The 26,214-nt window shown below is 34.4% G+C and carries 19 protein-coding genes and 1 tRNA gene; 7 read left to right on the top strand and 13 right to left on the bottom strand.

The genetic code is table 11. From position 1 onward, the window contains the following. Nucleotides 1-59: 59 nt before the first annotated feature. Nucleotides 60-1,832, top strand: a complete 1,773-nt coding sequence (locus BMW63_RS18275; protein WP_217643736.1) for a glycerophosphodiester phosphodiesterase family protein — start codon at nt 60-62, stop codon at nt 1,830-1,832. A gap of 146 nt (nt 1,833-1,978) precedes the next feature. On the opposite strand, the gene BMW63_RS14560 is transcribed toward BMW63_RS18275, so the two are convergent. The 6 genes from BMW63_RS14560 to BMW63_RS14535 form a co-directional block, all read right to left on the bottom strand. After that, nucleotides 1,979-2,950 carry an FAD:protein FMN transferase gene (locus BMW63_RS14560; RefSeq protein ID WP_074724202.1) on the bottom strand — a complete coding sequence of 324 codons (972 nt, stop codon included), beginning with the start codon at nt 2,948-2,950 and terminating at the stop codon, nt 1,979-1,981. A gap of 10 nt (nt 2,951-2,960) precedes the next feature. Next, nucleotides 2,961-5,159 (bottom strand): PepSY domain-containing protein, encoded by a 2,199-nt coding sequence (locus BMW63_RS14555; RefSeq protein WP_074724201.1) that lies wholly within the window; start codon nt 5,157-5,159, stop codon nt 2,961-2,963. Nucleotides 5,160-5,171: 12 nt separating this feature from the next. Next, a complete protein-coding gene (locus tag BMW63_RS14550; protein ID WP_074724200.1) occupies nt 5,172-5,654 on the bottom strand; it encodes a DUF2271 domain-containing protein in 483 nt (160 codons plus the stop codon). A 12-nt stretch (nt 5,655-5,666) separates the two neighbouring features. Next, the gene (locus BMW63_RS14545) at nt 5,667-7,130 is read right to left on the bottom strand and encodes an ankyrin repeat domain-containing protein (RefSeq protein WP_074724199.1); all 1,464 of its coding nucleotides are present in this window, start codon (nt 7,128-7,130) and stop codon (nt 5,667-5,669) included. Nucleotides 7,131-7,221: 91 nt separating this feature from the next. Further along, nucleotides 7,222-8,580 (bottom strand): hypothetical protein, encoded by a 1,359-nt coding sequence (locus BMW63_RS14540; RefSeq protein ID WP_074724198.1) that lies wholly within the window; start codon nt 8,578-8,580, stop codon nt 7,222-7,224. Nucleotides 8,581-8,593: 13 nt separating this feature from the next. After that, nucleotides 8,594-11,002, bottom strand: coding sequence for a TonB-dependent receptor (locus BMW63_RS14535; protein WP_074724197.1), 2,409 nt, complete (start codon nt 11,000-11,002; stop codon nt 8,594-8,596). A 906-nt stretch (nt 11,003-11,908) separates the two neighbouring features. Here BMW63_RS14535 and BMW63_RS14530 point away from each other — a divergent pair. Beyond that, nucleotides 11,909-12,136 carry a tyrosine-type recombinase/integrase gene (locus BMW63_RS14530; protein WP_074724196.1) on the top strand — a complete coding sequence of 76 codons (228 nt, stop codon included), beginning with the start codon at nt 11,909-11,911 and terminating at the stop codon, nt 12,134-12,136. Nucleotides 12,137-12,336: 200 nt separating this feature from the next. On the opposite strand, the gene BMW63_RS14525 is transcribed toward BMW63_RS14530, so the two are convergent. The 6 genes from BMW63_RS14525 to BMW63_RS14500 all read right to left on the bottom strand — a co-directional run bounded on the left by BMW63_RS14525 (nt 12,337) and on the right by BMW63_RS14500 (nt 20,391). Further along, nucleotides 12,337-13,428: a Fic family protein gene (locus BMW63_RS14525; protein WP_074724222.1), complete on the bottom strand. Its 1,092-nt coding sequence runs from the start codon at nt 13,426-13,428 to the stop codon at nt 12,337-12,339. Nucleotides 13,429-13,525: 97 nt separating this feature from the next. Further along, complete coding sequence (locus BMW63_RS14520; protein ID WP_074724195.1) at nt 13,526-16,399, bottom strand: type I restriction endonuclease subunit R; 2,874 nt, start codon at nt 16,397-16,399, stop codon at nt 13,526-13,528. After that, entirely contained in the window at nt 16,396-16,983 is a 588-nt protein-coding gene (locus BMW63_RS14515; protein WP_074724194.1) for a transposase, read from the bottom strand. Before BMW63_RS14515 ends, BMW63_RS14520 begins: the two co-directional genes overlap by 4 nt. A 52-nt stretch (nt 16,984-17,035) precedes the next feature. Beyond that, nucleotides 17,036-18,208 carry a restriction endonuclease subunit S gene (locus BMW63_RS14510; protein WP_074724193.1) on the bottom strand — a complete coding sequence of 391 codons (1,173 nt, stop codon included), beginning with the start codon at nt 18,206-18,208 and terminating at the stop codon, nt 17,036-17,038. Nucleotides 18,209-18,210: 2 nt separating this feature from the next. Then, nucleotides 18,211-19,773 (bottom strand): type I restriction-modification system subunit M, encoded by a 1,563-nt coding sequence (locus tag BMW63_RS14505; protein ID WP_074724192.1) that lies wholly within the window; start codon nt 19,771-19,773, stop codon nt 18,211-18,213. 536 nt (nt 19,774-20,309) lie between these two features. Beyond that, nucleotides 20,310-20,391: transfer RNA gene (locus BMW63_RS14500), tRNA-Leu, on the bottom strand. A gap of 113 nt (nt 20,392-20,504) precedes the next feature. Between BMW63_RS14500 and BMW63_RS14495 the strand changes: the two genes are divergently transcribed. The 5 genes from BMW63_RS14495 (at nt 20,505) to BMW63_RS14480 (ending at nt 24,587) form a co-directional block, all read left to right on the top strand. Beyond that, nucleotides 20,505-21,893 carry a dipeptidase gene (locus BMW63_RS14495; protein WP_074724191.1) on the top strand — a complete coding sequence of 463 codons (1,389 nt, stop codon included), beginning with the start codon at nt 20,505-20,507 and terminating at the stop codon, nt 21,891-21,893. Nucleotides 21,894-22,393: 500 nt separating this feature from the next. Beyond that, the gene (locus BMW63_RS14490) at nt 22,394-22,762 is read left to right on the top strand and encodes a hypothetical protein (protein ID WP_083380516.1); all 369 of its coding nucleotides are present in this window, start codon (nt 22,394-22,396) and stop codon (nt 22,760-22,762) included. A gap of 3 nt (nt 22,763-22,765) precedes the next feature. Beyond that, nucleotides 22,766-23,140 (top strand): BlaI/MecI/CopY family transcriptional regulator, encoded by a 375-nt coding sequence (locus BMW63_RS14485; protein ID WP_074724189.1) that lies wholly within the window; start codon nt 22,766-22,768, stop codon nt 23,138-23,140. Next, a complete protein-coding gene (locus BMW63_RS18460; protein ID WP_245744978.1) occupies nt 23,137-23,322 on the top strand; it encodes a hypothetical protein in 186 nt (61 codons plus the stop codon). The genes BMW63_RS14485 and BMW63_RS18460 overlap by 4 nt, the downstream gene beginning before the upstream one ends. Before the next feature lie 41 nt (nt 23,323-23,363). Further along, nucleotides 23,364-24,587, top strand: coding sequence for a M56 family metallopeptidase (locus tag BMW63_RS14480; protein ID WP_074724188.1), 1,224 nt, complete (start codon nt 23,364-23,366; stop codon nt 24,585-24,587). Between the two features lie 73 nt (nt 24,588-24,660). On the opposite strand, the gene BMW63_RS14475 is transcribed toward BMW63_RS14480, so the two are convergent. Continuing rightward, nucleotides 24,661-26,028 carry a saccharopine dehydrogenase family protein gene (locus tag BMW63_RS14475; RefSeq protein WP_074724187.1) on the bottom strand — a complete coding sequence of 456 codons (1,368 nt, stop codon included), beginning with the start codon at nt 26,026-26,028 and terminating at the stop codon, nt 24,661-24,663. Nucleotides 26,029-26,214 lie beyond the last annotated feature (186 nt).

Below are 26,214 nucleotides of genomic sequence, written 5' to 3'. Positions count from 1 at the left end.
TTTACAAAAAAATATAAAGCTACATTAGCATTATTAACCTAGTTTTCAACTATATCACTATGAAAAAAAAATATCTATTAGTATTACTTTTAACATTATTTATAAATGTAAGTAACGCACAAATAATAACGTCTAAAACTACGATTTATACTATTGAAAATGCCATTAAAACCGCTGAGCAAAATCTTGAAAGTTTGAAACTCGATAACGAAGCTAGAATAATCTGGGCTAAAGATTTTAAGGAAAAACAATCGGCTATTGCATTTGTGTACCTCCACGGTTTTGGCGCCAGCAATAGAGAGGGCCAACCCATCATGTCGATGTTGTCAAAGGCATATAATGCTAATGTTTATTTGTCTCGATTAAAAGAGCATGGATTGAGTAGAGATGATAATTTTAAAAATCTAACTCCCGAAAATTATATTGCGTCTGCAAAAGAGGCACTAGAAATTGGGAAACTAATAGGAAAAAAAGTTATTCTAGTGAGTACTTCTACGGGCGGAACCTTAAGCTTGAAGTTAGCTTCTGAAGACCCTTCTATTGCCGGTTTAATTATGTACTCCCCTTTTATCGATTTAAAAAATCCTTCCTTTGCCTCTATTCTTACTCCTAAAGGGAAAGCAGCTATTATCAAAATGAACGGCGGCGAAATCACAAAACAAAGCAGGCCAGAAGAGGAACAAAAATACTGGTCTACTTCTTACCACATTGATGGGTACGAAGCTTTAATAAAAATGCTAAAAAGTACCATGACAGTACAAACATTTGAGAAAGTTAAAATCCCCGTATTTGTTGGGTATTATTATAAAAATGAAAAAGAGCAAGATGAAACTGTCTCCGTTCCTGCTATTTTAAAAATGTTTGAAAGCCTAGGAACAGCTCTTGATCAGAAGACGAAAGTAGCTTTTCCAGATGCAGGAAACCATGTTATTGCTTGCGACTTGAGATCTAATGATTGGAAAAATGTTTACAATCAAAGCACTTCATTTATAGACGCTATCATTCTAAAAGAGGAACGCAAATTTGATTTTGAACTTCAAGGCCATCGCGGTGCTAGAGGTTTAGCGCCAGAAAACACACTTCCTGCGTTTAAAAAAGCATTAGATATTGGCGTGAACACTTTAGAATTAGATGTGGTAATTAGCCTAGATAACCAAGTCGTAGTCTCTCATGAACCATGGTTGAATTACGAAATTACTTCAGATGCTAAAGGAAGCGCCATTACGAAAGAAGCTGCATTAGCCTTCAATATTTACAAAAATAAATATAAAAACGTAAAGAAATACGATGTAGGCGCCATTGGAAACCCTAAGTTTCCAGAACAAGAAAAGCTAAAAACATACAAACCATTATTGGCTGAGGTCATAAAATATGCAGAGACTAGAAATCCAGCTATTCTTTATAATATAGAGATTAAAAGCACGCCTGATGAAGAAGCAAATGGATACCAACCAAGTGTAAAGGAATTTTCAGATCTTCTAATTTCAGAATTGAAAAAAAGCAATTTACCGCTAAACCGAATTACTATTCAAAGTTTTGATCCTAGAGTCTTAGAATACTTTCACAAAATTTACCCAAACTATCAACTTTCTTTTTTAACTTTTGAAGATGATTTTGACACGAATATGAAAGCACTCAGTTTTATACCGAGCATTTACAGTCCATATCATGTGCTATTAAATGATACTGAGGTAGAAAAGATTCATCAAAAAAATATGAAAGTTATTCCATGGACGGTGAATAATAAAGAGGATATGATTCGTTTACTAACAATGAATGTTGACGGTATTATCACTGATTACCCTAATATAGCTATTCCATTAAGAAAGTAGTTTAGGTCAAAATACATGATTCTCTTTCTATTTAAAGACCTTTTATGCTTAACTTAATCTGCGGGCTAAGTTAGCATGTACACAGCCATATTACAGAAGAAATACATATAGCGTCTGCTTGGATAAATTATTTTTCTCTTTCGAACCTATATCTTTGTAATAATATTTTCTTTACTATTTACAATTAAATACTGATAATCGGGATATTTTTCAATCAATTCTAATCCTTTTACTAATCCTAAAACCATAATTGAAGTACTAAAACCATTACACATTTCTGCATTTTTCCCAATTATTGTAACACTAATTAATTCTGTTGAAGGATAGCCTGTTTTTGGATTGATAATATGTGAATATCTTTTGTTCTCAATCTCGGCGTACTTTTCATAATTTCCCGAAGTAGTAACAGCATTATTAGTTGAAAATTCTAAAATTTTTATAGTTTCGCCCGTTTCTAACGGATTATTTACGCCAATGCGCCAAGGATTGCCATTGATCTGTGTTCCCCAAGTTGCGAGATCACCTGCAGCATTTATAATCCCTGCTTTTATACCTAATTCTAGCATTAGTTCTCTTGCTTTGTCAGCAGCATATCCTTTTCCGATAGAACCAAAACCAATTTTCATTCCTTTTTTTGACAGGAAAATTGTGGAATTGATACTATCCAAAACGATGTTTTTATAATTTACATTACGAATTGATTTTTTTATAACTTTTCTGGAAGGTAACTTTTCCATCGTTCCATCAAATTTCCAAATTTTGTCCATCGCAACAATACTAATGTCAAAAGCACCATTTGAAATTTCAGAAAACCAAATAGCCTTTTTCGTGAGTTCAAAAACTTCTTTGTCTACTTTAATTGGTTTTATGCCTGCATTTTGATTTACTTGCGAAATCTGGGTTTGTGGTCGCCATTCAGAAATTAAATTTTCAATGCGTTCTATTTCTGAAATAGCTTTATTGATGTTTTGATCTGCCGAAATACTATCCGAATCAACCAAAGTAATTTGGAAAACACTTCCCATCAAATTTACAGTCTTCGTTTGTTCCACTTGACTAAATGAAAAGGTACTAACGAAAAGCAAAGCTATTTTTAAAACGACCGACTTGAATCTCATAATTTGGGAATTAGTAACAATCCGTTAAAATCTGATTGTTTTCTTTGTAAATATCGAAGTTTTCTCCATTGTTTTTGCAAATTGTAGCCAAAACAGCTTCTACATCTTTTTGCATTTTAAGAGCGCCACAAATCATTATAACGCCGTTATTTTTTAATAATTCTAGAAAGAAGTTTTGGTCTTCATTTATCAAATCCATCAAATATTGTGGTGCCTCTTCTCGTGATAAAGCTAAATTAAAGGTAGAAAGTTTTTTATCAACAATATGGTTTTGCGCTATTTCTGCATATTTCTTGGTGAGTACATCATTTCTTCGAAAACCACAATACAAATGAGTTTCTATCCTACTTTTATTTTCAGCTAGCATTCCTAAAAAAGGCGCTATTCCAGTTCCATTTGAAATCAAAGCCACTTGCGAAGCGTTTTTTGGAAAATAAAAATGAGCGTTTTTAATAATTCTTGCTTTAATTGTGGCTCCTTTTTGCAAAGTATATAAAAATTCAGACCCTAAACCATTTGGGTGCAATCGAACAATTAATTGTACCGAATTAGCAACTTTCCCAATGGAGTAAAAACGTTCTACAGCATCATTTTTTGGGTAAATAGCTAATAAATCGCCCGATTTGAATTTGGTGAAAGAATTAGATTTCAAATTTAACTTAAAAGTTATAACCTCATCCGAATTTATTTCAGCACGATCGACAACTTTTAAAACTTTTAATTTTGGTGCTTTTTGACTGTATAAAGAAGCCGCTGTTGCTAGAGCTAGGCTATTCAAAGTAGCCCAAACCGAAACCCATTCTGCAAATTCATCTGCAGATTTGTCGTTAACAGTATGAAGGTTTACTGATTTTTCTGCCCAACTTTGTTCAAACAAAAGTACATCAACTTGTTTTGCATAGGCACAGAAATCGGGATAAGATTTAGATCCAAATCCTACAACTGAAAACTGAATTTTTTGTTTTTGTGGAAATTCAAAAACTAATTTTTTGAACTTTTTGGCATTTATTGGTGCTTCACCTAAACCATAAGTAGAGGTGAAAATAATGAGTTGTTTTGCACTTGCAAAATGGGAATAATTATTCATATCAGTTAGATACGATTTCTTTCCATTTGCCTGCAATTGTTTATGGATCTTACTCGCAAATCCTAAAGTAGAGCCATTCTCAGAACCTACTAAAAGTATAAATTCGCACTCATTTGCCTTATATTTATTCTTAATTCTTGTTTTAGTTCGTTTTAGAGTAATTGTAAAACCAGAATAAATAAAAAGTAAAATATTGATAGAAGCGAAAGCCAAAATTATAGCCCAAACCCAATTTATTTGGCCGGTATGCAAGTCAAAACTAAACTTTTCTAATACTTGTGTGAAAGGATATTTAATTTCTTTTACGATTTGGCCAGTTATTTGATTTACTGTTATTTCACTATCTTTTAACTTTAAAACGTAAAATTCCTCTGGATCATCATCCATAAACGGAAATTCAATCTTTATAACTTCAGACAATTTCGTTTGTTTAAAGACAGAAAAATCAGTCAATGGAACTTCTTTCAGTTTTGCATCCTGTGAATAAGTAATCGCATTTGCTTTTTGGACAGGAATAATTTCGAATCGAAGTAGAAATAAATACGTTCCAGTTAAAGCAATAATCAAAACAGGAAGTAACATAATTCTTCCAGTTACCACATGGAAATATTGGGCCAGTGAATCATTATTTACTTTTGAAAAGAATTTCTTAATTCCATTTTGACGTTTAATAAGTAGAATTGTTCCAGAAATTGCAATTAAAAAAAACAGGAAAGAGGCAAAACCAACAATAAATCTTCCAGTTTCATGAAGAAAAAGCGAACGATGTAAAGCCAAATTCCATTGGATAAACTGATTTTTTTGTTTCGGAATCCCTAATTTTTTTCCGGTAGTTGGATCTATGTAAGCTTTAATTTCATTACCTTCTTGATCAAAACCTTCCAAAGTCACAAATTGATTATGGTCAACTGAAATATTTGAAATTTCGGGATAAACTTTACGTAGTTCTGGTAAAAACTGAACAAGAGTTACTTCATTAAAATTGTCTATTTGATACGGATTTGTTTTCTCACTAGCCACATCAATAGCAAGAACAATACCTGTTAAAGAAGCAATAATAAGTACAAGTGATGCCAAAAGAGCTAAAACCAAATGGGCATGCCGCCAAATAGACAATATCATGATGTATTATTTTTAAAGTTTATTAAGCTTTACGTATCTAATAAAACCTTTTCCTTCCGTTTTCTTAGTGATTTCAGCTGTTGATAATGCAATTTCTACATCTCCAACATGATATTTATTGTCTTCCACAGCCGATTCAAAACGAAGTTTGTAGCCCTTGTTTAATTTAGACTCATCTATAGAAAAAGTAGTAATACTTCTATCACCAGCTGCAATAGAGGCACCGGTAATACCATTTAAATTTTGTTTTCTCTTTCCTAAGGTCTTGTTCCATTCTTTGAAACCATTGTACCATTGTTTATCTGGTCCCATTACGTACAATGTTTTTTCATAATTCCCTTTAGGATCAATTAAAGAAACAACAACATAAGCTTCTAAACCTTCATAATTTGTCATTTGCAACATGCATTTATACTTGGCTTGTTGGGCATTTGCTTGTGGAATAAATAGTAGACCAAATATGCCTACTAATGTAAATTTTAATATTTTATTCATTATCTACTATTATTATTTTAAAAAATCTACTGATATCTCAGCTTTTGTTAATGACTCATTTTCTTTTGCCAGATCATAAGCAGTTTCATCAAATTCTGTTAGAATGTCTTTTTTAGCACCTTCAGCAACTAAATATTTTAAGATCGTTTCATCTTTTGCTGTTAATGCTGCTTTGTGTAAAGCTGTCATACCTTCATCATTTTTAACATTGATATCTATATTCATTGCACTTATTTTCTTAAATAGATTTAAATCATTTTTTGCAACTGCCAAATGGTATAATGTACTGCCATCCTTTTGCGGAATTGTAATGTCAAATCCGGAATTTTTCAACAAACTTAATTTTTCGTCATAACCATCCTTCCCATCTTTTCTTACCGATTGAATCAAATAATAAGCTAAATTATTTCCTTTTGCATCAAGCACATCACTTTTTGCTCCGTTTGCAACTAAAAACTCAACAATTTCAGGAGAACCATTTTCAACCGCAAAAGACAAAGCAGTAAGTCCATTTAAATTACTAGTATTTATATCTTTAACTGTAGAAATAAATGATTTTATAATATCTATTTTTGCACGTGTAGCGTACATTAAAACACTATTTCCTGCTTTATCTTGATGATTTACATCAACACCCTTAGCTAAGAAATAAGCAATAATATCTTCTTGTTTTTGCTTTCTAACTAAATTATGTAAAACATTTTCACCTTCATCACCTACTGAATTTGGACTGATCTTTAAATCTTCAACCAAATATTTATAAGCTTCTAAAGTTGTTGCAGAAGATCTAGTTCCTTGAGAAGCGATAACTAAGGCTCTTCCATCATATTTGATTCCTTTTTTTAATATGTTTTGCAAAAGTGTTATATCACCACTTCTTGCAGCATAATTAAATGCAGTATTACCTGTATCATCCGTATCCCTTAACGACAAACCTTTGGTAGTAAGATAATCGGCTAATTTTAGTTCTTTGTCGTTTGGAATGGATAAGAGTAATAAATTGGCTCCGTTTTTAAATTTTTGTTTTGGATTGTTTCCAGCGTTGAAAAACAATTCATATAATTTAGGATCAGCCTGTCCGTTAGCCGCAGCAAATGCAATTGGAATTGCTCCTTTATCATCAGAAAGATTAATATCTGCTCCTTTTTCTAATAAAAATTTTACTAAATCTACATTTCCTTTATTAGCTGCCCAATGCAAATAAGTACGACCATCATGCGTTAATTTTTTTATACTATTCCCATCTTGTTGGATAAGAAATCGTATACTTTCTAATGCCCCATCATTATTAATAGCCATAGTAACGGCATCAAAATTACCACCATTTGCTTCAGAGGGACTATTCCCTTTTGCTATTGTTTCTTTAATCGTATTTAAATCTGGATTTTTTTTCCAAAAATCACTGCTTAAAAGTATGTTCTGTCCATTTGAAATACTAGTAATTAGCAGTAGTGTAATAAACAATATTCTTTTCATTGCTGTTTTGTTTTGTGATAAATAAATATGCTCAATAAAATTTTAAAAATTCCGTGCTAAAAAATAATAGCACGAAATTTTCTGTCAGTCCTTAAAATGCTCCAATAAAATGGTTCCCTGGTTTATTTATTAACTTAGCACCAAGAGTAACAACTCCTGTAACACTGTTAATGATATAAATACGTCCATCTTGACCTACTGGCGCAGCAGTTACATAAACATCAAAACCATCAACCACATAACCTTGATATTGAAAGAAATACATATCTGCGTTATAAGGTAAATCTAATGTTTTGGCTGTTTTTGCGTTAAGATCCACAAGCGCCAAAAAACTTTGAGATTGTCCCGAAAGAGCAGAAACTGCTGAACCACTATGGGTATAAGCCACTACTGCTTTTCCGTTACCAGCATACTTCCAGTTTTCAATATAAGTTCCTGATAAGCCTAATGCAGTATCTAAATTAAACACATAAGAATTATCATATTGATTACTTGAATTAATTCTTAAAATATGCGATCCAGAAGCTTCTCTTTGGGTTGCTTGGTAAATATTACCATCATCACCTACGAAACTATTAAAACTTCTATAACCACTAGTATCTCCAAAACCTACAGTAGAGGTGATTACTATTGGGTTTTCCAATGAAGGGTAATCTACAACAACTGATTTAGCTCCTAAGCGAGTAAAAGTACTTTCGTTGGTTCCCGTTTCTGGATTTGTTTTTCGCATCCATGTCCCAATAATTAATTTGTTACCTGCACGACTCAAGACAGGAGCATCTAATCTAAAAATATGATGTCCTTGTGCTTCCTCCGTATTAGTTAAGGGAATCTCATATGACTTCGTTTGTGCAATTAAGGAATTAACTAAATCTAATGTCAAAACTGTAGCGGTTCCTCTTGTATGTTTGTAGGAAGCATCTGCATTAGTCATTATTAAAGGAGACGTTACATTCACAGAAACTCCTGTTTTGTCACCATCAAATAATTTTGCCCATCTTGGGCTTGTTCCTGCATATTGTGAGATGTTTACAACACCACCCGTTGGAATAAAATTTTGTCCACCATTTACTGTATATTTAGAAAATTCACCCCCATTTGTTCCTGTATAAGCAATATTAAAAATCGTAGAACCGTCTTGTGAAGATTGCAAACGTGCTGTTCTGTTAGAAGGTACTGCGAATCCATTTTCAAAAACATCATAAGTTTTAGAAGGATCTTTCGCATTTTCTTTACTTATAGCATATACAATTGTTCCTCCATTTCCATCACCAGGCGTAGGATTTGTAGTTCCCATAACGGCACCAGCTACTGTAATGTACCTGCCTTCCGTAATCACTGGTTCAGAAGTTCCACTAGTGTTATTTTCATCACTATTACAACTTGATGCTAAAGAGATAGCTCCAATAAGTACGGCAAAAGCCCCTAATTTTAAAAATCTATTTTTCATTTTATTTATGTATTTAAAAGTTATTGATTATGTAATTAATTTTTAGGTAAAATGCTCTTCCCGGCTTTTGCACTCCCATATTGTCGTAATTCTGCTTATTAAACATGTTCTTCGCATCAAAACTGACTATGAAATTTTTCTTTGGAAAAACATAACTTAAACCAGCATCTTGTATAAATTGTTCAGGGATATTGAAAAAATCTGTTCCTGCTGTGTTGCTATATAATTTTCGGTTGTAATTAAAAGTATCTACAAACATGAAGTTATAAAATATATTCAATTGTGATTTATCAGCTAACACATCATTAAAGGAATATTGTGTACTTAAGTTAGCATTAAAAAAAGGCTCATTTGGCAAGTCATATTTGACACCACCTGTCACCGTTGTTAGTTCAAATTTTGAAACACCCATTGTAATATTTAGATTATTATTGTAGGAATAGCTTACCTCTAGATCTATACCTTTTGACTTCACATTACCTTGATTTAAAAAAGGAAGAGTTTGAACATTAGTATTAATTGCTGTTTGTACAGGTGTACCAATTCTGTCCGTTATGTTTCTGATAAAAGCATTAGTAGAAAACGTTATATCATGTTTTCTCAATTTAAATTTTCCAAATCTAAAGCCCAAATTATAGTTCTTACTGATTTCTGGCTTAATGCTAGGATTTTCTGATATGTTATCTCCCGAATCTCCAAAAACTTCATTTTCGCTAGGTAATCGGACCGCTTTTTCTGCAGATGTTAAGAGCGTAACAGAAGGCAAAATAGCATAAGAAAATGCACCACCGTAACCTAAAACATCTTTATTACTAGTAACAATATCTTCAACCCTACTTGCAATACCATTATTATTTTGAACTATCGGATTCATACGTTCAATGCGTTGTTGATAATACTTACTAAAAACACTAGCTTTTAATCTACTTTCGAGAGCAGTCAATTCATAAGTCAAAGCCCCAATGTTTTTATTTAAGTCTCTTGTTCCAAGAAATTTTCGTTCTAATACCGATTTCAGATCATCATCATCTTCCCTATTCACAATTGAAAGTGAGTAGTTCAACAAAAATTTATGATTGTCATTAATCTTATAAGAAATACCAGTTCTTATACTAGCAACTTTCCTTTTAATGTTGGCTAGTGTCGGAGCACCTTGTTGCGCACCTAACGGTCGTGGAATTGGCTGCCCGTTTAAATCTAAACTTAGATTTCCATTCCAATCATAATTCCATTTGACGGTGTCATTAATCATTCGATTTCTTTCACAGTAAATCCCATGAAAATTAAACTCTAAACCTTTTACAAAGAGATCTTTCTTATTATAGGTTAAGTTAATTAAAGCTGCATCTGATTGTAAAAATCTACCTTTATATGGAGTAGACATAAAGGTTCCATGTTGCACTTCTTTATACGAGTCCGAACTGGTGAAACCAATAAAAATATTATCCGCCCATTTAACGTCTGTAAATCCAACCTCAGTAATACTTCCAGTTGATTTAAATGCATCCTGTAATCGCTTAGCTCTTATGTAGTCGTATCTCCCATTAGGTAAAATATTGTAAACTGTTTTTCCCCACACCTCATAATCGTTATCAGAATAATTATTAAAAAAAGAACTTTTAATAGTAAAACCCGATTTTTTAAAACGATATAAACCGTTAAAATTTACCTGCGAAGTGTTAAACGAACCATAAGAAGCAGACGCATTAAAATTATTTTTAACTCCTTTTTTCAATATAACATTGATAGCTCCACCCAAAGCATCGTCAGATAAATGACCTGGCACAACACCTTTATAAACTTCGATACGCTCAATGATTGAGGGGGGAATACTATTTAGATCAAAAGAGGATCCATAAGTTGAAATCGGGATACCGTCAATAAAAATTCGAACGGAATTACCCGATATTCCATTAATATTATAATTCACATCAGAACCTAAACCACCATTTTGACGAATACGAACACCAACAGTCCTGCTCAATAGTTCATTAGTTTGCATATTTCGCACAGCAGCTTTTTTGGTATCGATAATATTTACTGCAAAACCTTCTGTTTCAATTTTATTTTTCTCAGTTTTAACATTTATTACAACTTCATTTAAGTCAACGCTTGTAACCTTATTTACAATAATGTTTATAGTTACATTACTACCATTTACCTCAATAGCCACAGTTTTTTTAGCTGTCTCTGTAGAAATAGTTTCAATAATATACTTTCCATAGGGAACATTTTCAAAAACAAAATTTCCGTTGGTATCGGATACCGCTGAATTTTGTGTTCCTTGGAGCAAAAGTAAAATACTAGTTGCAGGTTTCTTGTCTTCGAAATTTATTCTACCGTTAATTTTAGAGGTCTGTGCGAAAATAGAGACGCTAAAGTGAAGGCATAAAAAAAAGATGAAACGGTGAGAAAATGACATATAATGTGATGTAAAATTTTTACAAATATATGTTTATTTAGACTAAATACAAATAAAAAAAGATAAAAAAATTATAGTAAATTCAAGAGTCAATACAACAACCTATATATCAGAAGTATAAATTGTAAATATTTATTAGCATCTGACCAAAATAAAAGTCTGCAAAAGTGGATTGCAAATTTTCACCGCAGATTCGCAAATTATCCAAATTTCAAATATTTTAAAATCTATGAATCTGCGGTAATAAAATTTTTAGAAGCTAAAGCGAGATGCACTAAAAGTGCATAGTTTTAAACTCTATTTGAGACCCATAAAACCAAAGCTAGAAATAAAATAAAAATTGGAAATTTGTAGCTCTATAGATTCCAAAATGGCTCGTAAAGCCCTTTCGGAATCTATAAGCTTGATTTTAAGCATACTCACTTAAAGTGCAATTTTCCTAATATCTTACAAATACATCATATCTATTTTTCGTAGAATAAATAAACATGAAGAAAATACATCTTTGCTTAGGTTAATGATTTACAATTACTCAGGTTGGATATGCAAATGAAATCCGCACAAAAAGCTAAGCTACATTTTTAAAATTATTTTTTTGATTCCAAAAATATTCTATGGTTCAGTATTTTACATAGGAATGTCTTCTTTTTCTGTTGTGCCAAATTTCAAAACAGTCACAGATCTCAAGTTTCATTTGTTCTTTATTCTTAATCTTGTTTCAATAAATTTGTTCTGTTTTGAAAGTTTTGAAGAAGCTTTTAGCAACTGTAATTGATTCGCCTGTTCAAGCAAGCTATAGGGCTAAGTTAGCACGTCAAGAAAGGATTACTCTTATGCAACCGCCTTGCAAACGCTAGGATTTGTCTTTTCAATTGAAGGGGATCCTCACCGCAGGCAAGCACCAGAATGAGAGGACAAACGAGTGCCAAATGGGGTCATAAATTACGTGGACAAATAAATCCAGCTCTGAAACAAATGATGGAGGTTTTAAAAATTAGCAAGCGTATCACTTTTTACACTGCTCGACATACGTTTGCAACATTTTTAAAATTTGAAAATACACCAATTGACGCTCTTAGTGAAATGCTAGGCCACACAGACATCAGAACTACACAGGCCTACCTTAATAAATAAGAAACTTGATAAAATTATCGATGATGTATTTGAGAATTCAAAATATTTCTAAAATAAACCGATTGCTAATCAATTTAAAAATGTCAAGTTTTTGGCGCAAAAAACTTGACATTAATATAAAATGAATATTTTTATTCTTCAGACGCAGTACTACAATAGTATTAATTACTGATTAGGATAATTCGCTTAATAACAAATTTTTACGCTATATGAATTAATGCATAAGAAGTACTTCTTCCTGCACCCTCCTGCAATAAAACACCTTTAGATATCAAATCTTGTAAATCCCTTAACGCAGTATCAGTAGAAACGCTAGTTGTCTTTGCATACTTAGAAACGGTCAATTTTCCGAAAAAGTTATCAAGTAACAATTGAGTAACTTTCTGTTGACGATGATTAAAGTCAATAGCGTGATTAGTTTCCCAAAATTGAGCACGTTTTAAAGTCATTGCAATAGTTTCGTCTGTTTGCTTCATAGAACGCAATAAACAGTCTAAAAACCACTGCAACCAGTCTGTTATATCTAGATCCCCTTTCTGTATTTTTTCTAATATACTATAATATGTTTTACGCTCAATTTGAATTTGTGCTGACATGGAGTAAAATCGTTTTTTACTTTGATCGGCTCGTGCTAACTGCATATCAGTAATCGCTCGGGTAATACGACCGTTCCCGTCGTCAAAAGGATGTATGGTAACAAACCATAAATGAGCAAAAGCCGCTTTTAATACCGGATCAAGTGATTGATCTGAATTAAACCAGTCAAAAAAGACATCCATTTCATGGGGGACTTTATCCGCTACTGGTGCTTCAAAGCGAACTATTTCTCTCCCCATTGCACCTGATGTTACTTGCATAGCACCATCGCGCCAGTCTGCAGTTTTTATTTTATACATTCCGCTTCTACCTGTTGGAAAAAGAGCTGCATGCCATCCAAATAAACGCTCCTCGTCTAGCAGTTCGTCGTACCGTTGTGTGGCATCTAGCAACATTTCTACAACACCGTCCACATTATAATCAGCTGGTACCGCTGCGGCGATCTCAATACCTAGCCGCTTTGCAATTGAAGATCGCACCTGATCATGATTGAGTTGTTCCCCTTCAATCTCGCTTGACTTAATTACATCTAGAGTCAGTGTTTGAAGTACTCTTTCTTCTTGAAGACGAAATCCAAGACCTTGCATAACACCAAGTATAATACCCTGCTGATGTCTCACTTTACCGAGCAATGGCGTAATGATAGCTGCATCCCAGATAAAATTTGGCCAATCTTTCTTTTGATAAATATACATAGCACCGCATTTTTGCGGTAAATATAGTGTTGAATTACCGTATTGTGTAGTGGTTTTTATTTCCTTGGTCAATATTTATAAATTCTAATACTTATTATTAAGCCACCATTCCCTTTTCAAACAACTCCACAAACTCTTTCATCTTCGCAATAATTCGATCCCCTATTACTCTGGCTTGTAGAATACTTGGTCTATTGTCCAAGCATTGAAAAACCTCATCTTTTATAGGTTCTCTTCCGCTATAAATGTAGGCATCGATTAGGGCTTTGAATTGGGCTTTATCTAGGTGTTCGTCCTCGCAGAGTTTGCCTAAGGCTAATACCTTTTGTTCTTGCCAGTATTTTTCAAATTCTTCTTCGATGTCATCACCGTTTTTTATGAGTGGCATGTTTTCGTCAATGAATTTCTGGATCAATTCGCGTTTGCTTCTTAGTTTGATGTCTCCACCTAATAAATCGATAATGGCTTTTCGTTGCGCTTTGGCATCGGGAGTGTTTTTTCCTTTCATTTGTGCCAATAGTTTCAAAATATAAGCAACGCCAATTTTATCTCGATGAATTAACTCCAACTCAAAATCGATATCGTCCAGAATCGATGTTTTCTGTACTTCAGTATCTCGCTTTACTTTTTCGTACAAGTCTAAGTACTTGCTTTTGTAATCCTCAAATTCTTGTTCATCAATTGGCAAATCATCCCAATCAAAATCAGTGTACGATTGAAGCACATTCATGGTACGCATCAGTTTCCTGAAAGCCTGAACAAATAGTGCTTCGGCATTCTCATCTTCTAAATCATTTACGCTTTGATAGGTTGGTGCAATTTCGCGTACGATTTTTAAAGCTTCATCAAATTTCTCCGCAATTTTGTCATAATCTGGCATAGTGACTACTTCTATCGCCTCTTTATTAGAAAACAAAGTAATAGCTTCGTCTGTGGCTTTTTTGAGATTTCTAAAAGATAAAATATTGCCTTGTGACTTCTGTTCTCCTAGTATTCTATTTGTTCTTGAAAACGCCTGAATTAGGCCGTGTTGTTTTAGATTTTTATCTACATACAAGGTGTTTACTTTCTTGGCATCAAAACCCGTAAGCATCATGTTTACGACAATGACAATATCTAAACGGTCTTTCTCGTCATTAAAGTTTTCCTTCTCGCGGTCTTTTAATCGCTTGGAAATATCTTTAAAATACGATTCAAATAATTTAGGGTCTTTGGTGGTAAAACTACCGTTAAACATTTTGTTGTAATGCTTAATATAACTTTCTAGTTTGTCTCTGCTGTGACTTAAGGAGTAACTGCTTTGTGGTTCGGCAGCCATATCAAAATCAGAATCATCAGGAAGATAATCTTGTGCTTCAGCGGAATCTTCATTAGCACCATAGGTAAATATAGTGGCTATGCGCAAATCGTGTTCTCCCGCTTCTTTCTTTTGCTGGAACAAATCATAATACCGCACGGCATTGTCAATACTACTCACCGTTAATAATGCCGAGTACTGTTTGTTAAATGTTTTCTGTCCGTGATAGGCAATAATATAATCGACAATTTTATCAATACGCTTGGGCGAATCCAATACTTCTTGCTTGTCGATATCTTCTACTTCAATATCGATAAAAGCTTTGCTCTTATTCTTGTATTTCCCAACATATTCGATTCCAAAACGCAATACGTTTTCATCCCGAATCGCATCAGTAATTACATATTTATGCAGGCAGTCGCCAAATAAATCTTTGGTGGTTCGTTTTCCTTTGTCGTTTTTGGAGGCGTTTTCGGCAAAAACAGGTGTTCCGGTAAAACCAATCAGTTGACTTTTATCAAAAAACTTAGTAATGCGTTCGTGGGTTTCCCCAAATTGAGACCGATGGCATTCATCAAAAATAAAAACAATTTTCTTGTGTCGCAGTGGTTCAATACTGTGCTTAAATCGATCTGAAACGGCATTGTTTAATTTCTGGATCGTAGTTAAAACCAGTTTGGTATTATCCGTGAGTTGTCGTACTAAGGATTGTGTATTGTCTGTCACATCAACGCTGTCTTTCTTGAAGGCGTTAAACTCGTTCATGGTTTGGTAATCTAAATCTTTTCTATCGACTACAAATACCACTTTGTACACGGCTGGCAAATCCATTATAATTTGGCTCGCTTTGAAAGAGGTTAAGGTTTTACCCGAACCCGTAGTATGCCAAATATAAGCGTTATCGCTAGCATGTTTGACCTGATGAATAATGGCTTCGGTAGCAAAATATTGGTACGGACGCAACACCATCATGACTTTGTGCGTCTCGTTGATGACAATATAATGCGCTATCATTTTGCCCAAATGGTTAGCGTTTAAAAAGGAAGCTGCAAATTCTTTTAACTCGGTTATATTTTTGTTATTGGCATCGGCCCAAAAAAACGTTTGTTTGACCGATTGCAATTTATTATTAGCCAAATACTTGGTATTTATACCATTACTTATTACAAAAAGTTGTACGTATTGAAACAAACCATGATTGCTCCAGAACGAATGGTTTTGGTAGCGATTAATTTGGTTAAAGGCTTCTTTGATTTCGATACCGGAACGTTTGAGTTCTATTTGTACCAAAGGCAGACCATTGACCAAAAGCGTCACATCAAAGCGGTTCTTGTAGCTTCCTTCGAGACTAATTTGGTTGGTTACCTGGTATAAATTAGCAGTTGTATCTTCACTATTAAAAAAACGAACATAAAACGAAGTCCCATCTTCCTTGGTCAATTGAAAACGGTCGCGTAGGGTTTTGGCTTTTTCAAACACATTACCTTTGGCGAGATGATTCAAAACGGCATCAAACTCCTTAGTACTGAAGCTAGTTTGGTTAAACAATTCCAGTTGGCTTTTCAGGTTATCTACCAAGGCGTCTCCGTCCTGAATTCGCACAGAGGCATAGCCTACGCCCAGCAATTGCTTGATTAAGTTGTTTTCTAATTGTGCTTCAGATTGATGGCTCATATTTTTAAATTATAAAATTTATCTGCTGCCCATTTTGCAGGATTCTGTTCTATATAATTCTGAATATTCTCGAATGCTTTTGAATCTCGGATGACATGATCATGAAAACGACTTTGCCAATTAAAATCGGCATGGATTTTTCGCATTTCAAAACTACATCTTCCCTTATACCATCGAATAATACGGGATATATTTTCTTGCAACATCGGATTATGATTGCCTGCAAATCCACCATTGATTGCGGGATCCATTGCCGCATTTATCGCGATGCCATTTTTATTAATAATTAATATCCCATGCATATGATTGGGCATAATAACAAAATTTCCCAATTCGACATACGGAAACTGATTGGGAATTTCTGCCCAAATCGAATGGGCAATTTTCCCCAATTCATTTAATTGCATTTCGTTTTTTTTATTACTGTCGTCAGGTGCAGATGCGATTAATCGCGTGGCTACTTTACCAAAAAAATGCTGCGTTTTATGGGTGCATATCGTAATAAAATACGCGCCATTGCTGCCGTAATCCCAATTTTGCAATCGGGCGGATGGGATGCGGTATTTATTTTGAAATTTTTTCATATTTTGGTTTTATTCCGTAGAGACGCGATTAATCGCGTCTCTACGGACGTATTTACACAAACATTTGTTGCAACAACCCTTTTTTCCAAATCCCTGCCTTTTCTATTTGTTCTTGACAATGATTGATTTTTTCATCGATTGCCGATAGAAAATTGGCTATTTTGGTTTGTTCTTTTATAGAAGGAATAAAAATTTTATAAGCTGAAATTTGTGGAACTGTTAATTGTGGAACACCTGTACTTTCAATTGCGAAATTGACATTGTTAATTGCTTCTTCTAGAAATTTTGAATTAACTTCTTGTTTAGGAATTATAACAATTAGCCGGACAATCGCATTGAAGTTTTCTTTACGAGCATTAGCAAATCCTAAGTTACCTCTACCACTCACTGTAACACAATTTGATTGATACTGAAATGTTGTTGCATAACCATAAATTCCCTCTCCAGCTCCATTGGCATAAATTGGATAAATATATTTCCCGTTTTTTTCTTTCTCATAATCTAATTTTATTAAATCGCCTCCAGCAGAAAATTTCCCCAATTCCCCCAACTTTTTCTCCTCCCAATCCGGAAAATCATTCCCATTATCATCTTTAAACCGCAATTCTTGCGAGAAAATTTGCTGCATCACGCCTTTTTTGTATTGCTCTAAAAGGGTTTTCTTTTGTTTTAAGGCGGTGAGTTTTTCATCGACTGCGGTTAGGAATGTGGCGATTTTTGTTTGTTCTGGCAGGGATGGGAATGGAAAAACAAGTTTTCTCAATTCGACCATTGTTAATGCTCTTTGTGTTGAACCTATTGATGTTTTTTCAATATCTAATTTATAAACATTGAATCCTATTTCCAGAAAAGTCGACAACTGATTAATCTTTCTAATCCAAATTAGGTTTCCATCTTTGAAGTAAAATCTAGAATTGTCTTTTATCCTTAATACATTCCCTAAAGTCCCCACTGCAGTAATTAGAAGATCATTTATTCGAGGAACTCCATATTTTTTCTTAAACATTTCATAAGAATGCTCGGATATAAATAAAATATCGTTTGGTGTGATGCCTAATTTTAATTCCGATATTTCTTTACCTCTATAAAAAGGTATTCCTTCATTAACATAATCAGTCAAATAAACTCTTTTACTAGAAGTGAATTCTGCAACATTTCCTAATTTCTTATTCTCCCATTCCCCTCTAAACTCAGGAAAACGTATTTGTGGTATTAGTTTTTCCATGGTTAAAAAGGCATTTCTATTCCTAATTCAGTACAAAAAGCGGCTATCCTTTTATCGGTCTCGTTAATTTGCGTATCCAAGGCTTTTATTTCTTTTGCAACAGCATTAATATCAATACTTGCTTCAGCTTCAAACGTATCTACATAACGAGGAATGTTCAGGTTGTAATCCTGTGACGCCATGAAATCTAGCGTGGCAATACGGCTGTATTTATTTTCTTCGCTGCGGCTGCTGTAGGTCGTTATGATTTTGTCAATGTGCTCTTCTAGCAATACGTTTTGGGTTTTTACCTTGTCAAAATGTTGGCTGGCATCAATAAACAAGACGTCTTCGGGGTTTTGGCGTGTTTTTTTCAAGACCAAAATACAAGTCGGTATCGAAGTTCCGTAAAAGATGTTCGCAGGTAATCCAATCACGGCGTCGAGATAATTCTTGTCTTCAATCAAGTATTTACGAATGTGACCTTCGGCACCGCCACGAAACAAAACGCCGTGTGGCAGGACAATAGCCATGGTTCCGTTATCGTCTAGCTGATGTACCATGTGTTGTACAAAGGCAAAATCAGCTTTAGAACTTGGGGCTAGTTTTCCATAAGCCGAGAAACGCTCATCAGTCATGAACAAAGGGCTCGCGCTCCAGTTAGCCGAGAAAGGAGGATTGGCCACAATGGCTTCAAAACGCTGGTCAATATGCTGTGGGCGTTCTAAGGTATCTTCATTCTTGATGTCAAAACGTTTGTAGTGTACATCGTGCATAATCATGTTCATACGACACAAGTTGTAGGTCGTAGGATTCATTTCTTGACCATAAAAAGCGCTAACATCTTTGACTTCTTTGGCAACACGCAATAATAACGAACCAGAACCACAAGTAGGATCATAGACACTTTTTAGTTTGTCTTTGCCCACGGTTACGAGTTGGGCGAGAACACTACTTACTTGTTGTGGCGTGTAGAATTCTCCCGCTTTTTTACCTGCTCCACTGGCAAATTGTCCAATGAGGTATTCGTAAGCATCACCCAGAACATCGCTGTCTGTATTTTCTAAATCAAAATCAATTTCGTCCAGATGAGTAAGCACTTTTACAATCAATTCGTTTTTATCACTTTCCGACTTCCCTAATTTATGAGAGGTTAAATCAAGATCAGAAAATAAGTTTCCAAAATCTTCTTCACTCTCAGATCCCATGGTACTTTGCTCAATGTGCGTGAGTACTTTGGCAAGGTCGCCCAGAATGAAATTGTTTTTTCCACCGGCATTTCCTCTATGCGCCAATTCAGAAAACAGCTCTGACGGTTCTAAGAAAAAACCCAATTTATCAATGGCAAGTTGTTTTACTTCCTGCATTAGCAATGCTTCATCAGCATGTCCTTCAATCTCCTGAAAAGTTAGTCCGTCTGGTTGTAGTATTTGGTTGGCATACAAATCCATTTTAGTACTCAGGTACTTGTAGAAGATGAAACCTAGTATGTAATCTCTAAAATCGTCGGCATCCATTTTACCACGTAGGGTGTTTGCGATGTTCCAGAGTTGTTGTTCTAATTTTTGTTTTTGTTCGGCTGCCATTAATTGTAATTAATCAAATTTATTTAATATGGTGTAAGATAAGGTAATTCGTAGTTTTTTGCTTTTTTAGGCCGTTTTATTTTATTACGCTCTATCTGCTTGGGTTTCTTTCTTAGTTAACATGTAAAATAACACTGATTTTGAGGATTAGGCAATACCCAGTTTTAGTGAGATTATTGGTTTAAAAAGCAGTCAAAACACTTCTCCTTTTTGATTTTTTCTTTAATAAATAGGTATGTCTCCTTTCAACAACTTTAAAAACAGGCCTACATCAGGAAAACCGTAAATGGAAGAATAGAAGAGAAAAATAACGCAAATAAATTTAGGGTTAAGGAGGGTAATCAATTTTGTGGCGAAAGATTATTTATTTTTATTTTAATTTAAAAACGGATTTAAGTGACTGTTTGAGTGCAAATAGGAACAAGTACTTTATCAATATGGGTTGTTATTGTCTTATGTTACCCGACTTTTTGAGAAGTAAAAAAACAAAAAAGACTTAAAAAACTGATAATCAGCTGTTTAAGTCTTTTAAGATGTGCGGATAATAGGACTCGAACCTACACGCCTTGCGGCACCAGATCCTAAGTCTGGCATGTCTACCAATTTCACCATATCCGCGTGCAATTGTGGGTGCAAATATAGACATAAGTTTGAACTTTCAAAGTATTTTTTTTAAAAATTTTTTCATTCTATTTTTTGTACTTTTGAAACTATAAAAAATTAGTTAATAAATGGAAAATATCAAGTCATACGTTCAAGAAAACAAAGATCGTTTCATCAACGAATTAATTGAATTATTAAAAATGCCTTCTGTAAGTGCTGATGCAGCCTACTCTCAAGATGTTATCGAAACTTCGGAAGCGGTAAAAGTAAGCCTAGAAAAAGCAGGTTGCGATTTCGTAGAAATCTGTGAAACTGATGGTTACCCTATTGTTTATGGTGAGAAAATAATCGACAAAAACTTGCCTACAGTATTAGTTTACGGTCATTATGATGTACAGCCGGCAGACCCAATGGAACTTTGGACTTCTCCCCCATTTGAACCAGTGATAAAAACTACCGATATTCACCCAGAAGGAGCCATTTTTGCTCGTGGTGCCTGTGACGATAAAGGCCAAATGTACATGCACGTAAAAGCGTTCGAATACATGATTCAAAGCAATACTTTGCCTTGCAACGTGAAATTCATGATTGAAGGAGAAGAAGAAGTAGGAAGTGTAAACCTAAAAACCTTCGTTGAAAACAATATCGAAAAACTTAAAAATGATGTGATCTTAATTTCAGATACTGGAATGATCTCAAATCAACAACCTTCTATTACAACAGGTCTTCGTGGACTAAGCTATGTAGAAGTAGAGGTTACAGGACCAAATCGTGATTTACATTCCGGTTTATACGGTGGTGCGGTGGCCAATCCAATCAATATTTTGGCAAAAATGATCGCTTCACTTCATGATGAAAACAATCATATTACCATTCCTGGATTTTATGATAACGTTGAAGAATTATCTCTTGAAGAAAGAGCCGAAATGGCAAAAGCCCCTTTTAGCTTAGAAAAATATAAAAAAGCACTCGATTTAAAAGACGTCTATGGCGAAAAAGGCTACGTGACTAACGAAAGAAACTCCATTCGTCCTACATTAGACGTAAACGGAATCTGGGGAGGTTACACTGGTGCAGGAGCTAAAACGGTTATCGCAAGTCAAGCGTTTGCTAAAATCTCCATGCGTTTAGTACCCAACCAAGAATGGGAACAGATCACTGAATTATTCACAAAACATTTCATGAGTATCGCTCCTGATTCAGTAACCGTAAAAGTGACGCCGCATCACGGAGGTCAGGGTTATGTGACCCCTATCGACAGCATTGGCTACAAGGCCGCTAACATGGCTTATACGGAAACTTTTGGAGTTCCAGCCATTCCAGTTCGTTCTGGCGGAAGTATTCCTATTGTCGCTTTATTCGAAAAAGAATTAAAAAGCAAAACGATCCTAATGGGATTTGGTTTAGACAGCGATGCAATTCACTCGCCAAATGAACATTTCGGAATCTTTAATTACCTTAAAGGAATCGAAACTATTCCGTTGTTTTACAAATATTTTGTGGAGTTAAGCAAATAAACGCACTCCACATCCATCTACAAAATCCGTTCAGCAATGAGCGGATTTTTTTTTGGGCGTTACCTCGTTGCAGCAACAGCTATTTCAACCCTCACGCTACTGCAGCAACAAGGGCGGGCTATTCGCTTCAATCTCTTTTGTCTCGTTTTAAGAACGAGACAAAAGAGGATTTCCACTGCTAACCCTAACGCAAATACAACAACATTAAGTTACTACCACAAAAACAGAATCCAACAAGAATTTCCGCTAGCTGATTGCGGGCACTTCATAAAAACTCAGATTCTATACCATCTTAGATGTACTTACTCGGTACTTATATACAGACTTTCGCTGCTGTAAATGACTATAATTCAAATAAATCACTTTAAAACTTGTTTATTTAAAATATATCTCTACATTTGTAGAGCAAGATTTGTATTTGTAGAAGTAAAAAGCATATGAAAAATTTAATGATCAGCTTAATTTGTATCTTTAGTTTGTTTTCGTGCAAAACCAAATCCATGAATCAAACCTTAGATAGAAAAAGGGAAGGACTTTGGATAGAAAAATATTCAATCGACAGCGCCCATTACAGATCAGTTGGAAAATATAAAAATGACGATCCTATAAAAAAGTGGCGCTATTATTTAGACAGCGTATTAATCAAGAAAGAGAAATACAAAGGCAATACATGCTTTACTAAATCCTATCATAACAACAGAAAAATACAAGCAAAAGGAGCAACAAAAATCGAAGACGACAAAAAGCAAATCCATTGGTATTATTCCGGAACATGGAAATATTATGACAACAAAGGCAACTTAACAACAACACGCCACTATAATAAAGGAGATTTAATCTCAGAAGAACACAACACCTATAAAAAATAAAAAATGCAACAGTTAACAAACTCCGAAGAACAATTAATGGAACACCTATGGAAACTGGAGAAAGCCTTTATGAAGGATTTACTAGAAGCATTTCCAGAACCAAAACCCAAGACAACCACCGTTGCTACTTTGTTAAAAAGAATGATCGACAAAGATTTTGTCGCCTACACCGAGTTTGGAAACTCTAGGGAATACTACCCTTTAGTACCCAAAACGGACTATTTCTCAAAACACGTCAACGGACTGATAAAGAATTTCTTTAACGATTCCGCTTCGCAATTTGCTTCTTTCTTTACCAATGAGACCAATCTGTCTGAAAAGGAATTACAAGAACTCAAAAAAATAGTAGATAACGCAATTCAAAAAAAGAAAAAATGATAGACTTCCTCCTCAAATCGACCATTTCATTGTGCGTACTTTTAGCCGTCTACCATTTAGCATTGGAAAAAGAAAAAATGCATCAGTTCAACCGGTTTTACTTATTGTTTAGTATCGTGTTTTCACTTTCGATTCCGTTTATCACTATTGAAGTGATTCAAGAAATTCCAGTCCAATACTAGCACAAAACGACCTTAACACAGATGGAGAAACTTTAGCCGTTGTGCAAGACGCAACAAATTATTGGTTACTTTCAATCTGGAGCATTTATGCCTTGGTAACAGCAATCCTATTATTTCGTTTTGCAAGAAACATTATAAAGTTGAACACCAAAACAAAATCGAATACAGCAATAGATTATAAAAATTCTAAATTAGTTTTATTAAAAGAGGAAACCTTGCCCTACACCTTCCTGAACACTATTTTTATCAACGAAGCAGCGTATTACAACAGGAAAATTGAAAAAGAACTATACACACATGAGTTAATACATGTAACCCAAAGACACACGCTAGACGTTTTGGTTATAGAGACACTCAAAGCCCTGTTTTGGTTCAACCCTATTTTCATTTTCTACAAAAAAGCAATCCAACTCAATCACGAATTCTTAGCGGATGAGAAAGTGGTCAAAGCACACCATAATATTCCGTTTTACCAGAATTTATTAATCTCGAAGGCAAACGCGAACCCAACCTATTACTTGGCCAGTAATTTAAACTATTCAGTAACTAAAAAACGATTAATTATGATGACAAAAACCACATCTATATCAAGAGCATTATTAAAAAAAGGACTTATTATTCCTTTATTGACTGTATTGCTATTTTCATTATGCACAAAGGTAGTAGCACAAGAACAAAAAGTAGTAAAGGCTGAGCAGACGAAGAATCAACTTACCGGAGTGGAGAAATATTTTGAAAATACTATTTTTAAGATCCGCGATGAAAAAGGAAAAATTGTAGCGGAAAAGAGATTCAGCGAACTATCTAATCAAGAGAAGAAAAATGTTCCGCCTCCTCCGCCTCCAGTAGCAAAACAAGCAACAAGCGAACAATCTGCCAATCTCAAAGAGGCAGAAGGCCCAAAATGGGTTGAATTAAGTGCTTATGACAAGGAAGACAATAAAGCGTACAAAGTTGCGGATACTGAAACACAACCCACATTTCCTGGAGGAATGAATGAGTTTTACAAATTTGTCGCTGCAAATTTTAAAGTTTCAAAAGAGGCTACAGCTAACAAAATAAAGGGCAAAGTGTATGTAACCTTTATGGTTGAGAAAGATGGTTCCCTTTCAGAGTTTACCATTTTAAGAGACATGGGATATGGAACGGGAGAAGAAACTATTCGTGTATTAAAACTAAGTCCAAATTGGACTCCCGGAACAGTTGATGGTGAAGTCGCCCGAGTAATGTACAGTTTACCTATAACAATTCAATCTACGCCATAAGGACAATGTAAAAACAACAAATCCGCTTCTTCACGAAGCGGATTTGTTTTACTACAAACTAAAAAACTATTATCTAAATAGTAGCATCTGGTTTATAACCAAAATAAGTCATGGCCTGTTCTTTAAAAACAACCCCATATTCTTCTAACTCTTTCAATATTGGTAAATACACCTCTTTACGAATAGGAAGTTGTACGCCGGGCGTAGTAATCTTACCGTTTAAGATAAGTAAAGTTGCCATTGCAACTGGTAAACCAACAGTTTTTGCCATCGCTGTATAGGTTTGATCCTCGCCAATACAAACCATTTTTGAATCGATTTGTTTTTTAACACCATTTAATTCGTACCCGAATTTATGGTACATCACTATCATATCCTTATCGTCTGACTCCAACGTCCACTTATCACTTAATATTTTTTCCAATATTTGTGCTGGTGTGGCATTTTTAAGACCCACTATTTTATTGTCATTGAATAAATCCAACTCTAATAGTTTATCCCACATGATATCGTCCTGATCAATTTTTAAAATCAAGCGTGTCTTAATTTCAACCGAATCTGTAGGGTGATACGGCAAGAATGAGTTTACATATTGTCGGTAGCTCATGTTTTCCGAATCTTCCATCACATAGCTATCATCTGTCATTCCCAGTTGAATAAACATATTCCACGCTTTAGAAAAACCAACTCGGCGAATAGTTCCCCTGTATAAGGTTAGTACGTCATCTAAACCATAAACGCTTCTGTATTTCAATGAATCTCTGTTAGAATAAGCCTCAAAGCGGCCATAATCTTCTACTTCAAGGAATTCTGTTCTTCTAAATAAATTGCAATAGGGTATGTACTTGTACGTTCCTTCTTGAATAAATTTAGCAGCACCACCTTGTCCAGCAAGCACCACATTACGAGGAGCCCAAGTGAATTTATAATTCCAACGATTCGTATCTGATTCTGGAGCGACAAGACCTCCACAGAACGATTCGAATAAAAGCATTTTTCCGCCTTTATCACTTATTTCATCAATGATTTTCATGGCACTCATATGATCCACGCCAGGATCCAAACCAATTTCATTCATGAAAATCAAATTATTTTCCTTTACAGCTTCATCCAGTTCTTGCATGGCATCACTAACATAAGAAGCGGTAACCAAGTTTTTTTTATAAACAACACAATCTCTGGCAACCTCAATATGCAAATGAGCTGGCAACATCGAGATAACGATATCTGCTTTTACTATCGCTTCTTTTCTTTGATTGGCATCAAAAATATCTAAAGCTATTGCAGTAGCATTGGGATGATTATTTGTTTTCTTTTGGGCTAAAGCCAACGATAAATCACCAATAACAAGATGTAAGTTCTCCTTTTCTGATTTATTTAAAAGATAGTGTATCAACGAGGATGCTGACCTACCCGCACCTATAATTAAAATGGTTCTCATGTGTTTTATAAATATAACACAAATATATATAATTGTTATATTTATAACAAGTACTCTTTGTTAAAAACCATTTTATGTTTTCAACAAAATAAATACAGAGGCATAGCCCCATTTTTCTTTGAGCAAAAACTATAAATATTATAACCAAAAATCTTTTCTGTTAATCCTATAAAGAATACTTTTACA

The sequence above is a fragment of the Flavobacterium frigoris genome (genome assembly GCF_900111075.1).
Taxonomy (GTDB): domain Bacteria; phylum Bacteroidota; class Bacteroidia; order Flavobacteriales; family Flavobacteriaceae; genus Flavobacterium; species Flavobacterium frigoris.
This window is presented reverse-complemented; position numbering and strand designations above follow the sequence as displayed.

Excerpts from the sequence above, each read along its gene's own strand:
- BMW63_RS18275 (WP_217643736.1), top strand. The coding sequence starts at position 60 with ATGAAAAAAAAATATCTATTAGTATTACTTTTAACATTATTTATAAAT.
- BMW63_RS14560 (WP_074724202.1), bottom strand. The coding sequence starts at position 2,950 with ATGAGATTCAAGTCGGTCGTTTTAAAAATAGCTTTGCTTTTCGTTAGT.
- BMW63_RS14555 (WP_074724201.1), bottom strand. The coding sequence starts at position 5,159 with ATGATATTGTCTATTTGGCGGCATGCCCATTTGGTTTTAGCTCTTTTG.
- BMW63_RS14550 (WP_074724200.1), bottom strand. The coding sequence starts at position 5,654 with ATGAATAAAATATTAAAATTTACATTAGTAGGCATATTTGGTCTACTA.
- BMW63_RS14545 (WP_074724199.1), bottom strand. The coding sequence starts at position 7,130 with ATGAAAAGAATATTGTTTATTACACTACTGCTAATTACTAGTATTTCA.
- BMW63_RS14540 (WP_074724198.1), bottom strand. The coding sequence starts at position 8,580 with ATGAAAAATAGATTTTTAAAATTAGGGGCTTTTGCCGTACTTATTGGA.
- BMW63_RS14535 (WP_074724197.1), bottom strand. The coding sequence starts at position 11,002 with ATGTCATTTTCTCACCGTTTCATCTTTTTTTTATGCCTTCACTTTAGC.
- BMW63_RS14530 (WP_074724196.1), top strand. The coding sequence starts at position 11,909 with ATGAGAGGACAAACGAGTGCCAAATGGGGTCATAAATTACGTGGACAA.
- BMW63_RS14525 (WP_074724222.1), bottom strand. The coding sequence starts at position 13,428 with ATGTATATTTATCAAAAGAAAGATTGGCCAAATTTTATCTGGGATGCA.
- BMW63_RS14520 (WP_074724195.1), bottom strand. The coding sequence starts at position 16,399 with ATGAGCCATCAATCTGAAGCACAATTAGAAAACAACTTAATCAAGCAA.
- BMW63_RS14515 (WP_074724194.1), bottom strand. The coding sequence starts at position 16,983 with ATGAAAAAATTTCAAAATAAATACCGCATCCCATCCGCCCGATTGCAA.
- BMW63_RS14510 (WP_074724193.1), bottom strand. The coding sequence starts at position 18,208 with ATGGAAAAACTAATACCACAAATACGTTTTCCTGAGTTTAGAGGGGAA.
- BMW63_RS14505 (WP_074724192.1), bottom strand. The coding sequence starts at position 19,773 with ATGGCAGCCGAACAAAAACAAAAATTAGAACAACAACTCTGGAACATC.
- BMW63_RS14495 (WP_074724191.1), top strand. The coding sequence starts at position 20,505 with ATGGAAAATATCAAGTCATACGTTCAAGAAAACAAAGATCGTTTCATC.
- BMW63_RS14490 (WP_083380516.1), top strand. The coding sequence starts at position 22,394 with ATGAATCAAACCTTAGATAGAAAAAGGGAAGGACTTTGGATAGAAAAA.
- BMW63_RS14485 (WP_074724189.1), top strand. The coding sequence starts at position 22,766 with ATGCAACAGTTAACAAACTCCGAAGAACAATTAATGGAACACCTATGG.
- BMW63_RS18460 (WP_245744978.1), top strand. The coding sequence starts at position 23,137 with ATGATAGACTTCCTCCTCAAATCGACCATTTCATTGTGCGTACTTTTA.
- BMW63_RS14475 (WP_074724187.1), bottom strand. The coding sequence starts at position 26,028 with ATGAGAACCATTTTAATTATAGGTGCGGGTAGGTCAGCATCCTCGTTG.